The following is a 12,699-nucleotide window of genomic DNA, read 5'->3' as shown; positions in this document are numbered from 1 at the left end:
CCGGCCAAGGATTCGTCATCAGGATGCCTAATCACGATGGACAGCGCTCAGGGATGACTTGGTGATCGATTCCCGCGACTACGAGGAGTTCTCCCGCTTCCTGCAGGACTGCTGCGGTCTGGTGCTGGGCGACAGCCGCCAGTACCTGGTTTCCAGTCGTCTGTCGCGCCTGCTCGACGAGTTTGACTTCAAGAGCGTCCCGGAACTGCTGCATGCCATGCGGCAGGCCCCGAATCCGCGCCTGCGCACCCGCGTGATCGATGCGATGACGACCAACGAGACGTCCTGGTTCCGCGATGGCTTTCCGTTCGAGATCCTGCGTCACGTGCTGTTGCCGGAACTGGCCGCGAAGGGAGGCAGCATCAAGGTCTGGTCCGCGGGCTGCTCCAGTGGGCAGGAGGCCTATACGATCTCGATGGTGGTCTCGGAATGGGAAGAGTCGCGGCCGGCCCGGAAGGTACCGGTTTCGATTCTGGGCACGGACCTGTCAGAGAAGATCCTCGACGATGCGCGGCGGGCCGTGTACGACGGCCTGAGCATCGTGCGCGGGCTCAGCGAGAGCCGGCGCGCGCGCTTCTTCGAGACCGTCGCGGATGGCCACAAGGTGATCCCGGATGTGCAGCGGCGTTGTCGCTTTCAGAAGCTCAACCTGATCGACAGCTATGCGGCGCTGGGCAAGTTCGACCTGGTGTTCTGCCGCAACGTGCTGATCTATTTCTCGGGCGACACCAAGCGACAGGTTCTTGACGCTATCGCCCGGCAGATGAATCCGGGCGGGTATCTGTTTCTTGGCGCTTCCGAGACCGCAGGGCCCTATACCCAGGCTTTCGAGACCGTACGAACCGAGTACGGCTCGGTACTTCGTCTGAAGTCCTGAGGTAATCCAGCCCCGGGGCTGATTCCCGGGAACGCCCGTGCAATGCGGGCGGCGAGTCGTTCCATCCCTTCCCCTGGCTGCCCGCTGTGCCTGCGCCCCTGCGGCACGCCGCTCGAGAATGGCATAACGATTGCTTCAGTCCCCCTGCGAAGGGTCGCAATCGGTGCGCCCCGTTCTCCAAGCGAGGGTCCGCCACGGGCGGACAGGACGGAAGCGATGAGTCTCTCTCTCGACAAGGCGATGGGTATTTCTCCGCAGGCGGTGAATGTGCGGGCGCAGCGCATGGAGCTGCTGGCCTCCAACATCGCCAACGCGGATACCCCGAACTACAAGGCGCGGGATATCGATTTTCGTGCGGTGCTCGAATCCGCGGCCGGCGGCGGCAATAGCTTGCCCATGGCGCGCAGCCAGGCGGCGCATCTCGACCCCAACGCCGGCGCGATGAACGGGCAGGTCGAGGCCCTTTACCGCGTTCCCTCGCAGGCGTCGCTGGATGGCAACACGGTGGACCCGCAGATGGAGCGGGCTGCCTTTGCCGAGAACGCGGTGCAGTACCAGAGCAGCCTGGAATTCCTCAATCGCCGGGTCTCCGGCATCCGCGAAGCCCTGCGGGGCGACCGCTAACGCGGACCTGATCGGGAGATCGATGTCGTGAGCAACCTCTTCAGTCTGTTCAATACCTCCGCCTCGGCGCTGTCGGCGCAGTCGGTGCGCCTGAACACCGTGGCCTCGAACCTGGCCAACGCGAACACCGCCGCGACCAACCCCGACGAGGCCTATCGCGCCAAGCAGGTGCTGTTCCAGAGCGTGATGGACCAGGCCAACCCGAACGGTTCGTCGACGGCCGTTCGGGTGGCCGGCGTGACCGAGTCGCAGGCGGCGCCGCATGCGCATTACGAACCCCATCACCCGCAGGCCAACGAGGAGGGCTACATCTTCCGTCCGGCCATCAGCGTGGTGGAGGAGATGGCCAACATGATGTCCGCCTCGCGCAATTACGAAGCCAACGTGGAGGTGATGGAGACCTCGCGTCAGCTGCTCCAGCGCACATTGCAGATCGGTCAAGGCTAGGGAGCCATCGATGACACAGATATCCCCCGAATTGCTGGATCGCCTGGGCCTCTCGCGCCCCGAGCAGAAACAGGACAAGGACATGGACCGCCTGGGCCAGTCCGACTTCCTCAAGCTCATGACGACCCAGCTGGAGAATCAGGACCCGATGGAGCCGATGGACAACGGCGACTTCCTGGGCCAGATGGCGCAGTTCTCGACCGTAACCGGCATCGAGGAGCTGTCCAAATCCTTCAAGCAGCTGGCGCAGTCGCTGGGCCAGAACCAGACGCTGCAGGCGGCCTCCCTGGTAGGCAAGGACGTACTGGTTCCCGTCGAATTCGGCGAGCTGGGTCCGGACGGCATGGTCAAGGGTGCGGTGGACCTGGATCGCTCCACGGAGGAGCTGCAGATCGACGTTTACAGCCCGAACGGCGAGCGCATCCGCCGCATGAACCTGGGCGCCGCCGGCAGCGGCTTGCAGGAGTTCAGCTGGAACGGCATGCGCGACGACGGGACCTTCGCACCCCCGGGCGTCTACGAGTTCAAGGCCACGGCCCGCTCCGGGACTCAGTCCGAGGCCGTGGATACCTTCCTGGATGCCCGCGTGGAGAGCGTCGCGGTGGGTAACGATTCCGGGCTGGCACTGACCGTGCAAGGCCTGGGCGAGATCAGCTTTTCGGATGTACGGCGGATTGGCGGCTAACGACCGGCGCGCGTCGAACGAACCCTAACGGAGGAAACACCCCATGCCCTTCAATATCGGATTGAGCGGACTGAACGCGGCCCAGGCCGACCTGCAGACCACCGGCAACAACGTCTCCAACTCGGGGACCACCGGATTCAAGCGCTCGCGGGCGGAATTCGGTGACGTGTTTGCCCAGAGCTTCGGCGGCATCAGCCAGACGGCGATCGGTTCCGGCACGCGCCTGCAGGCGGTGACCCAGCAGTTCTCGCAGGGCCGCACCGAGTTCACCGAGAACGGCCTGGACCTGGCCATCAACGGCGAGGGCTTCTTCGTCCTGAACGACCAGGGCAGCACCGCCTATACCCGCGCCGGTGAATTCCAGGTCAATCGCGACGGGTTCCTGGTGAATAACCAGGGGCAACAGCTGCAGGGGTATCCACCGCAGAACCCCAACAGCGCGGACCCGAGCTTCAACACGGGGCAGCTCGAGGATATTCGCCTGCAAACGGGCGATGCAGCCCCGCAGGCAACAAGCGAGATCGAGGCCCTTGTTAATCTGCGTTCCGATGCCGAGGACCTTGACCCCGCGTTGTTCGATCCGGCGGACCCCGAGACTTATAGCTTCTCAACGGCCCTGACAGCGTATGACTCGCTCGGGACTGCCCGCGATGCGAATGTATTTTTCGTCAAGACCGGCGATCTGCAGTGGGAGGCCCACACTCGGATCAATGCGGGGGTAGATGCTGCGGGTGACCCAGTGGTCTTCGATGCGGGGCCGTTCGACCTAACTTTTAATGATTCTGGAACGCTGGACGATCCGACCGAATTCGGTTTCACCACGCCTGATTTTCCGAATGGCGCGGCGGGTCTGGACGTTGATATCGACTTTGCCGGAACCACCCAGTATGGCGGTGACTATTCGGTCAACGACCTGAATCAAGACGGCTTTGCCTCGGGGCGCTTGACCGGTGTGGACATCGACGACTCAGGTGTGGTGTTCGCCCGCTTTACCAATGGTCAGTCGACGGTGCTGGGTCAGGTGGCGATGGCCAACTTCACCAATCCGCAGGGGCTGGAGCAGCTGGGGAACAACAACTGGGCCGAGACCTTTGCCGCTGGTGAGCCAGTGTTTGCGGCGCCCGGGACCGGCAACCTGGGGACCATCCAGGCCGGTGCGCTGGAGGCCTCCAACGTGGATATTGCCCAGGAGCTGGTGAATCTGATCACCGCGCAGCGCAACTTCCAGGCGAACGCGCAGACGATCTCCACGGCCGATCAGGTCACCCAGACGATCATCAACATCCGTTAAGTCCCGGATGAGACGCTGAAGAGGGCTTGAGCATGGATCGATTTCTGTACATCGCGATGTCCGGTGCGAAGGAGACGATGCACGCACAGGCCATCAATAACCACAACCTGGCCAACGCCAATACCGACGGCTTTCGCCAGGCCCTGGCTACGGCGGACACCTTGCCGGTGCGCGGGCCGGGCCATGCCTCGCGTGATTACACCCAGATCGGGAACGATGCGGTGGACTTCAGCAAGGGCAAGATGCAGAGCACCGGGCGCGATATGGATATCGCCATCGAGGGCGAAGGCTTTATCGCGGTGCAGGGCCCGGACGGGGAGGAAGGCTACACCCGCGCCGGCTCGCTGCATGTGGATGCCTTTGGGCTGCTGCGCACCGCGCAGGGTCACCAGGTACTGGGGGATGGCGGTCCGATTGCCATCCCGCCGGCGGAGCAGATCGAGATCGGCACCGACGGCACCATCAGCGTGCGCCCCCTGGGCGTGGGCCCGGAGGCCCTGGCGGCGGTGGAACGCATCCGCCTGGTCAACCCGGACACCGACGAGCTCCAGCGCGGGGATGACGGCCTGTTCCGCCTGGCGGAAGGGGGCGAGGCGCCGGCGGATGCCGAGGTGCGCGTGGTCTCCGGGATGCTGGAGGGCAGCAACGTGAACACGGTGGAGGCGCTGACACGGATGATCGAGCTGTCCCGCCACTTCGAGATGCAAGTGAAGATGATGGACAGCGCCAACACGCTGGAACAAAGCAGCAACCGCCTGCTGGGCCTCGGGTAATTTCCCGGGACTCGCGCGGCACTTGAGAGAAAACAGGAGAACACCATGAACCAGGCACTGTGGATCGCCAAGACCGGCCTCGACGCGCAGCACACGCGCATGTCGACGGTCTCGAACAACCTGGCCAACGTGAACACCACCGGCTTCAAGAAGGACCGGGCGGTGTTCGAGGATCTGATCTATCAGACCGTGCGCCAGCCAGGCGCCCAGGCCACTCAGGATCAGCAGCTGCCCTCGGGCCTGCAGATCGGTACCGGGGTGCGCGCCGTCTCCACCGAGAAGATGTTCCAGCAGGGCAACCTGCAGCAGACGGACAACTCGCTGGACATGGCCATCGAGGGCCGCGGGTTCTTCCAGATCCTGCTGCCGGACGGAAATGTGGGTTACACCCGGGACGGCAGCTTCCAGTTGAATTCGGATGGCCAGGTCGTGATGTCCAATGGCTACCCGCTGCAGCCAGGCCTGTTCGTGCCTGAGGACACCCAGTCCCTCTCGATCGGCAAGGACGGCACGGTGACCGCGCAGATCCCGGGGCAGGCCGCACCGGTGGAGCTGGGCAATATCCAGCTGGCGGACTTCGTGAACCCGGCCGGTCTGCAGGCGGTGGGCGAGAACCTGTTCCGCGAGTCTGCGGCCTCGGGCGTGGCGCAGCAGTCCCTGCCGGGCCTGAACGGCACCGGCACCGTGGTGCAGGGCTCACTGGAGACCTCGAACGTGAACATTGCCGAGGAGCTGGTGAACATGATCGAGACCCAGCGCGCCTACGAGGTCAACTCCAAGGCGATCTCCGCGGCCGACCAGTCGCTGCAGTTCGTCAACCAGACGATCGGGTGATCTGATGACGCGCCTCGGAACCGTTCTCCGCCCGGCCCTGGCCGTGACCGCCGCGTTGCTGCTGTCCGCCTGCGCCGCCACCCAGACGACCAAGCCGGACGACAACCCGGAGTACCAGCCGGTGATGCCGGCGCAGCCGGTCCCGCAGTCGCAGAACAATGGCGGCATCTACCAGGCCGCCCACTCCCAGGGGCTGTTCGAGGACTACAAGGCGCGCAATGTCGGCGACATCCTGACGGTCATCCTGGCGGAGAGCACCAACGCGCAGAAGTCGGCGTCGACTTCCACCGGCAAGGATTCCAACCTGGAGCTGGGCAATCTCTCGGCCTTCGGCCGCGATGCCACGTTCAACGGTCGCCCGTTGTTTGGGGCGAGCAACTCGAGTTCGCGGGACTTCAATGGGTCCGGGGACTCCTCGCAGAGCAACCAGCTCGACGGCGAGATCACCGTGACCGTGGCCGAGGTACTGGCGAACGGCAACCTGGTCGTGCAGGGCGAGAAATGGCTGGGCATCAACCAGGGCGAGGAGTACGTGCGCTTCCGCGGGATCGTGCGCCCAGTGGACGTAACCACCAACAACACCGTGCTCTCCACCCAGGTGGCCAACGCCCGCGTGTACTACGGCGGTTCCGGCGTACTGGCGGACAGCAACACACCCGGGTGGATCACGCGCTTCTTCAACAGCCCGATCTGGCCCTTCTGACCCGGCATGACCGTGGCGAGGTACGACATGGATTCCACACGCACGACACAACGCGCCTCAGGCTTACCGGCTGCGCCTTTCGGCGACTGGCGCCGGCTGGGGCTACTGCTCCTGGCGGCGCTGCTGGTGGCGGGGCTGGGGAGCGCCGCGGTCTCGGCGCAGACCGCGATGCAGCAGCAGGTGGCCATGCAGGAGCGCAGCTACATGGAGCGGGTCAAGGATGTGGCCAGCGTCTCCGGCGTGCGGGATAACCAGCTGATCGGTTATGGCCTGGTGGTCGGCCTCGATGGTACGGGGGACCAGACCACCCAGACCCCGTTCACCGTGCAGAGCCTGAACAACATGCTGGGCCAGCTGGGGCTGACGCCGGATGCGGGCAACCCGCAGCTGCGCAACGTGGCCGCGGTGATGGTCACGGCTGAACTGCCACCGTTCGCCAAGGCGGGTCAGCGGATCGATATCACCGTGTCGTCCATGGGCAACGCGACCAGCCTGCGCGGCGGCACGCTGCTGATGACACCGCTGAAGGGGGCGGATGGCCAGACCTACAGCATCGCCCAGGGCAATCTGATCGTGGGCGGTTTTGGCGCGGAAGGCACCGATGGCTCGCGCATCACCGTGAACGTGCCCAGCGTCGGCCGTATCCCCAACGGCGCAACCGTGGAGCGCGAGGTCCCAACCGCGTTCGCCCAGGGCGATCACGTCACCTTGAACCTCAACCGACCGGATTTCACCACCGCCAACCGCCTGGTGCAGACGGTGAACGATACCTTCGGCCATGGCGTGGCCCATGCCCTCGACGGCTCGTCCGTGCGGGTGCGGGCGCCGGCGAACCCGGATCACCGGGTCGGCTTCGTGGCCGAGCTGGAGAACCTGCCGATCGAACGCGGCACACCGCCGGCGCGCGTGATCGTCAACTCGCGTACCGGGACCGTGGTGATCGGTTCCAGTGTGCAGGTGACGCCTGCGGCCGTCTCCCACGGCAGCCTGACGGTCACCATCAGCGAGGCACCGCAAGTGGTCCAGCCTGCGCCCTTTGGCGAGGGCGAGACCGCCATCCAGCCGGATACCGACATCGCGATCGAGGAGGGTGACAACACCATGTTCCTGTTCGACCCGGGCACCTCGCTGGACGAGATTGTCCGCGCGGTCAACAACGTCGGCGCGGCCCCGGGTGATCTGGTCGCGATCCTGGAGGCCCTGCGCGAGGCCGGTGCCCTGCGCGCGGAGCTGGTGGTGATCTGATGATTGGCTCGGGCGTCGATACCCAGATGCAGGCCCGCGCGGCCATGGCCTCGGACCCCAGTGGTCTGCAGGACCTGGCCCGGGGCGCGCGTTCGGGCGATCAGAAGGGTCTGGAGGCCGTGGCTCGCGAGTTCGAGGCCATGCTGATCGGCCAGATGCTCAAGCAGATGCGTGAGGCCTCTCTGGGCGACGGCCTGTTCGACAACGACCAGAGCGAGATGTACCTGGAGATGCAGGATCAGGAGTACGCCAAGGCCATGAGCCAGGGCGACGGCATCGGCCTGCGTGATGCCCTGATGCGTCAGCTCTCCGCCCAGCAGCCTGTCGATCCCGAGACACTGAATGATCCGGAGCGCCAGGCGGCTCTGGAAATGCCGCGTCGACGGTCGGAGCTGGATACCCTGCGGGCGTTGCAGGGCGAGGCGGAATTCGAGTTGCGCCCGGTGGGCCCGCAACGCCCGGAAGCTGTGTCGCCGGAGGCGGCTCGCAAGGCGGCGCCGCAACCGGCCCCCATCGCCTGGCCGCCGCGGGACGCCGCGGACTTTGTGCAGACCCTGGAACCCCTGGCGCGGGATGCCGCGGCGGAGCTGGGCGTCGAGCCCGGCATCCTGCTGGCGCAGAGCGCGCTGGAGACCGGCTGGGGGCAGCACGTGCCGTCGCGGGCCGACGGCCAGCCGAGTTTCAACCTGTTCGGGATCAAGGCCGACAGCCGCTGGGATGGCGATCGCGTCTCCGTGGGCACGCTGGAGTTCCGCGAGGGCGTCGCCCAGCGCGAACAGGCACGCTTCCGGGCCTATGCCGATCCGTCCGAGTCGTTCTCCGATTACGTCGATTTTATTCGTAACAACCCGCGTTACCACCGGGCCCTGCAGGCCGGCGATGACGCGCAGTACATCCGCGAGCTGCAGGATGCCGGCTATGCCACCGACCCGGCTTACGCGGACAAGGTCCTGCGGGTGCGCGACCAGATGGCCGCGCATCGTGACAACGGATCGACTCAAGTCGCGGCCGATGCGGCCGTTACCCGTACCAAGGGGTAGAGCATGAAGCAGAAACGGCCCAGTCCGATGATTAAACAGGCGTTGTCGCGGGAGGCACGGGCATGAGCGCGTCCGGCATCGGCACCTCCGCGCTGCTGGCGTTCCAGCGCGCGATCGGCACCACCAGCAACAACATCGCGAACTCGGCGACCGAAGGCTACAGCCGCCAGCGCACCGAGCTGTCCAACCTGACGCCGCAGTTCCTGGGCGGGAGCTTCCAGGGTCAGGGCGTGCAGGTGGACACGATCCGCCGTATCTCCGACGATTTTGTGAATACCCAGCTGCGCAACTCGATCTCCGATCAGTCGAACGCCGAGCTGAAGGCGTCGCTGGCCGGGCGCATCGACGACCTGCTGGGCAGCTCCAGTTCCGGGCTGACGCCGGTGCTGCAGGACTTCTTCGACGCCGGCCAGGATCTGGCCAACGACCCCACCTCCAGAGCCGCGCGCACGGTCTTCCTGACCGAAGCGGAGTCTCTGGCCGAGCGATTCGCCTCGATCGACCGGCGCATCGAGGAGCAGCGCGACATCATCAACGGCCAGATCCGCACCAACGTCGACGAGATCAACTCGCTGACCGAGGCGGTCGCCGGGCTCAACCGCGAGATCGTGTCCAAGTCCACCCAAGGCACCCCGAACGATCTGCTGGACCAGCGCGACCGCGTGCTGAACCAGCTGGCGGAGAAGGTGAACGTCCGCATCACCGAGCAGGATGACGGTGCGGTCAATGTGTTCGTCGGCAACGGCCAGGCGCTGGTACTGGGCGGTAACAACCGCGAACTGGTAGCCGAGTCGCTGACCGGTGATCCGCGTTCGCCGGACATCGGGCTGGCCACCAGCGGCGATCCGGTCAACATCTCCCGCTTCATCCAGGGCGGCGAGCTGGGTGCACTGCTGGAGACCCGCAGCGGCATCATCGACGAGGCCCAGAACACCCTGGGCCGCCTCGCGATCAGCATCGGAGAGGAATTCAACAACCAGAACAACCTTGGGCTGGATCTGAACGACGGGCTGGGCGGGGATATCTTCGGGATCGGCGATCCGGCGGTGCGCGGATTCCCCGGCAATGGGTCTGATGATGTTCCTTCTGTCGAATTCGGCGACGTGCGCGACCTGACCACGTCCGATTACCGCCTAAGTTATAACGGTACGGACTATGAACTGCGGAAGCTGTCGGATGGTGAGGTCGTGGCGAGTGGCAATGGAGTCCTTGAGGCGGACGGGATCATTGTGGATACCGCTACAATTGACGGACAGGAGGAAGGGGATGGCTGGTTGATCCAGCCGACTCGCAATGGCGCACGGGATCTCTCGGTGGAGATGACGGACCCTTCGGGTATCGCCGCAGCCGCCGCCGTGAGGGCGGACCTTGGCGAGAACAATACTGGGGATGCATCGATCGCGTCTGTTCGTGCCACTGATGCGGGGATTGATCTGGAATCGATCCCCCCCGACGAGCCGGACGAGATTGAATTCGATGCGGGTATCGGGCCTAACGGGGCATTCCTTGTCGGAGGCGAAACCTTCGAGCTTGGTGACAATGGCGTGACGACCATCGATTTCAATGGCTGGCAGATGGAGATCCGCGGTACGCCAGCCGACGGCGATACCTTCGAGGTCAGCAGCAACGAGGGCTATCCGGGTGACAACCGCAACATGCTGGCGATGAATGATCTGTCGGACGAGCGGCTGGTGGGTGGTGACCGTACCTTCGGGGATGGCTACAACAGCCTGTTGGCCAATGTCGGCACACGCACGCGCCAGGCGCAGGTCGCGCAGGAATCGGCCGATGCGCAGCTGGAGCAGGCGCGTGCCCAGCGCGAAGCGGTCTCCGGCGTCAATCTGGACGAAGAGGCGGCGGACCTGATCCGCTACCAGCAGGCCTATCAGGCGGCGGCCCAGGTCATCTCGGTCAGCAATTCGCTGTTCGATTCACTGCTCGGCGCGGTCCGCCGCTAGCGCCCACCGGGAGACACGAACATGCGTATTTCGACCACCCAGATCTTCCAGACCGGGATCGACCAGATCCAGCGCGGCCAGACGGAGCTCAACCGGACCTCGCTGCAGATGGGTCGGGGGGAACGCATCCTGTCGCCGTCCGATGACCCGAGCGGTGCGACCCAGGTCAATCAGTTCGAACGCATCATCCAGGCCACCAAGCAATACCAGCGCAATATCGACAACACCCAGCCGCGCCTGCAGCAGGAAGAGTCCGCCCTGCAAAGCAGCACGGACCTGCTGCAGCGGGCGCGCGAGCTGGTTGTGGCCGGCAATAACGACAGCCAGACCAACGAGACCCGTAGCTATCTCGCCGGCGAACTACGCCAGCTGCGCGAAGGGATGTTCGACATCGCCAACACCAAGGACCCGAACGGCGAATACCTCTTCGCCGGCACGAAGTCGTTGCAGCAGCCCTTCCAGCAGGATGGCAGTGGTGCGGTGCGTTACGAAGGGGCCGAGGGAGCCGGGAGTGTCCGCGAGGTGGCAATCTCCGCCAACCGGAAGATCCCGGTGGGCGACACCGGTGCGCGCGTGTTCATGGATATCCCGGAGAACGATGGGCGGATCGGGGCCGAAGTCACGAATCGCGAGCCAGGCAGTCGTCTGGTGGTTGAACAGACTGGCGTCAATGACTCGACTGCGCTGACCGATCAAACCTACACCATCACGTTCGTCGATCTTGGGGACGGTGAGATCGGCTACGAGATTACGGACGGGGCCGGCAACACGGTTGCCGGCCCGTATGTACCCGGTGAGGCGATCACATTCGAGGGGCGTTCGATAACCCTGAGTGGCACCCCGGAGATTGGAGACGAGGTGGTATCCCGTCCGGCGCAGAACAAGAGTGTGTTCGAAACCTTGGATGCAATCATCGCGGCCCTGGAAGAGGGCGGCGCCAGCGGTACGAGCCGGGCCAACCTGGCTACCGCGACCAACACGGCCCTGGCCGACCTGGACACCGTGCTTGGGAATTTCAGCGACATCCGCGCCGAGGTGGGGTCGCGCCTGAAGACCTTTGACCAGCAAAAGGATCTGAACGAGGACCGGCTGGTGGACCTGAACAGTGCGGTGTCCGAGATTCGCGACCTGGACTACGCCGAGGCGATCAGCCGCTTCAATCAGCAGCAGGTGGCCCTGCAGGCTGCGCAGCAGACCTATACTCAAGTGAACCGACTGTCGCTGTTCGACTTCCTCTGATCCGAGTTCTTTGGTGGGCGGGCCATGGTTGCGCCTTTGTGCGACCATAACGCCGTCCTGATCTGCGAGAGTCCGGCATGGCCAAGAACAACGAACCCTCCGCGCCCATCCAGTACCGTTCCACCGGGCGTCCCCCGCGCTACCTGATTGTCCTGCTGATCCTGGCTGCGTTGTGGGCCGGCTTCTGGGGTGTGATCCACCTGCAGTCGGGCGAGCCCGAGGCGGTGACGCTGGACGTCGAGGAGCAGGCCGAGCTGGAGGCCAAGTTGCAGGCGCTGGGGCCGCGCGATGCCGAGCCCCGCCCGGATCAGGCGCCCGGAGAACCGATCATCGATCTCGACGCCGAGGCCGAGCCGCTGGTCCCGGAACTCTACGAGGAACGCGCCGAGGCGCGCAGCGTGCGCTTCAGCGAGCGCGAACTGAATGCCCTGATCGCCCAGGACCCGGACCTGGCCGGACGCGTGGCGATGCGTCTTACGCCGGGGCAGGTCAGCACTCGGGTGCGCATCGATGTTCCGGCGGATATCCCGCTGCTGGGAGGTCGTGTCCTGAATGTACGCTCGGGGGTGCGCTTCGAGACCGAAGATGGGCGGGTGCATGCGCGCCTGGTCGGCGTGAGCGTCGCCGGAATCCCGCTGCCGGATGCCTGGCTGGGCGGGCTGAAGGACGAAGACCTGCTGGCGCTGGAGCCCTTCCAGCAACTGCGCGCGGGCATCGAGTCCATCGAGGTCCGCGACGGCGAACTGGTGCTGGAACTGGCCCGCTGAAGCCGCCCCCGAGTCCGTCCGCGAATCACACTGTTTCCCGCTCACGATCGTTTTTCCGTCGGTGCCTCTACTAGGCGCGGAGTGCGGGTCGTTTGCGGTTCTCCTGATGCGTTTCGATGTTCCGGGATACGCAACGCATAAACGGCGATGGCATGGAATACCCAGCCCATAGGCCGCCCGGATCCTCACCGTGAGCCCGTCATCCCGGAAACCGCG

Annotated in this window: 13 protein-coding genes; all 13 read left to right on the top strand. The window is 65.0% G+C overall.

Annotation, left to right across the window (positions count from 1 at the left end; all coding sequences use genetic code 11):
* Positions 1–61 precede the first annotated feature (61 nt).
* The gene (locus D573_RS0110235; protein WP_018145462.1) at positions 62–877 is read left to right on the top strand and encodes a protein-glutamate O-methyltransferase CheR; all 816 of its coding nucleotides are present in this window, start codon (positions 62–64) and stop codon (positions 875–877) included.
* Positions 878–1,093: 216 nt separating this feature from the next.
* Entirely contained in the window at positions 1,094–1,501 is a 408-nt protein-coding gene (gene flgB / locus D573_RS0110230) for a flagellar basal body rod protein FlgB (RefSeq protein WP_019563558.1), read from the top strand.
* Positions 1,502–1,528: 27 nt separating this feature from the next.
* The gene (gene flgC / locus D573_RS0110225) at positions 1,529–1,948 is read left to right on the top strand and encodes a flagellar basal body rod protein FlgC (RefSeq protein ID WP_018145464.1); all 420 of its coding nucleotides are present in this window, start codon (positions 1,529–1,531) and stop codon (positions 1,946–1,948) included.
* A 10-nt stretch (positions 1,949–1,958) separates the two neighbouring features.
* Positions 1,959–2,633 carry a flagellar hook assembly protein FlgD gene (locus tag D573_RS0110220; RefSeq protein ID WP_018938521.1) on the top strand — a complete coding sequence of 225 codons (675 nt, stop codon included), beginning with the start codon at positions 1,959–1,961 and terminating at the stop codon, positions 2,631–2,633.
* 43 nt (positions 2,634–2,676) lie between these two features.
* Entirely contained in the window at positions 2,677–3,924 is a 1,248-nt protein-coding gene (flgE, locus tag D573_RS0110215) for a flagellar hook protein FlgE (RefSeq protein WP_017942430.1), read from the top strand.
* Between the two features lie 32 nt (positions 3,925–3,956).
* Positions 3,957–4,697: a flagellar basal-body rod protein FlgF gene (flgF, locus tag D573_RS0110210; protein WP_018145467.1), complete on the top strand. Its 741-nt coding sequence runs from the start codon at positions 3,957–3,959 to the stop codon at positions 4,695–4,697.
* 45 nt (positions 4,698–4,742) lie between these two features.
* Positions 4,743–5,531 (top strand): flagellar basal-body rod protein FlgG, encoded by a 789-nt coding sequence (gene flgG, locus D573_RS0110205; protein WP_018145468.1) that lies wholly within the window; start codon positions 4,743–4,745, stop codon positions 5,529–5,531.
* A 4-nt stretch (positions 5,532–5,535) separates the two neighbouring features.
* On the top strand, positions 5,536–6,234 hold the full coding sequence (gene flgH, locus D573_RS0110200; RefSeq protein ID WP_018938520.1) for a flagellar basal body L-ring protein FlgH: 699 nt from the start codon (positions 5,536–5,538) through the stop codon (positions 6,232–6,234).
* A 27-nt stretch (positions 6,235–6,261) separates the two neighbouring features.
* On the top strand, positions 6,262–7,479 hold the full coding sequence (locus D573_RS0110195) for a flagellar basal body P-ring protein FlgI (RefSeq protein ID WP_018938519.1): 1,218 nt from the start codon (positions 6,262–6,264) through the stop codon (positions 7,477–7,479).
* Positions 7,479–8,519 carry a flagellar assembly peptidoglycan hydrolase FlgJ gene (gene flgJ / locus D573_RS0110190; RefSeq protein ID WP_018938518.1) on the top strand — a complete coding sequence of 347 codons (1,041 nt, stop codon included), beginning with the start codon at positions 7,479–7,481 and terminating at the stop codon, positions 8,517–8,519. Before D573_RS0110195 ends, flgJ begins: the two co-directional genes overlap by 1 nt.
* Positions 8,520–8,581: 62 nt before the next feature.
* Positions 8,582–10,477 carry a flagellar hook-associated protein FlgK gene (gene flgK, locus D573_RS0110185; protein WP_018938517.1) on the top strand — a complete coding sequence of 632 codons (1,896 nt, stop codon included), beginning with the start codon at positions 8,582–8,584 and terminating at the stop codon, positions 10,475–10,477.
* A 21-nt stretch (positions 10,478–10,498) separates the two neighbouring features.
* Complete coding sequence (gene flgL / locus D573_RS0110180) at positions 10,499–11,716, top strand: flagellar hook-associated protein FlgL (RefSeq protein ID WP_018938516.1); 1,218 nt, start codon at positions 10,499–10,501, stop codon at positions 11,714–11,716.
* Positions 11,717–11,793: 77 nt separating this feature from the next.
* On the top strand, positions 11,794–12,483 hold the full coding sequence (locus D573_RS0110175; RefSeq protein WP_018145474.1) for a hypothetical protein: 690 nt from the start codon (positions 11,794–11,796) through the stop codon (positions 12,481–12,483).
* Positions 12,484–12,699: the final 216 nt, after the last annotated feature.

Source organism: Thioalkalivibrio sp. AKL9 (genome assembly GCF_000377825.1).
Classification (GTDB): Bacteria; Pseudomonadota; Gammaproteobacteria; order Ectothiorhodospirales; family Ectothiorhodospiraceae; genus Thioalkalivibrio; species Thioalkalivibrio versutus.
The sequence above is the reverse complement of the archived record's forward strand: the minus strand, read 5'-3'. Positions and strand labels throughout refer to the sequence as shown.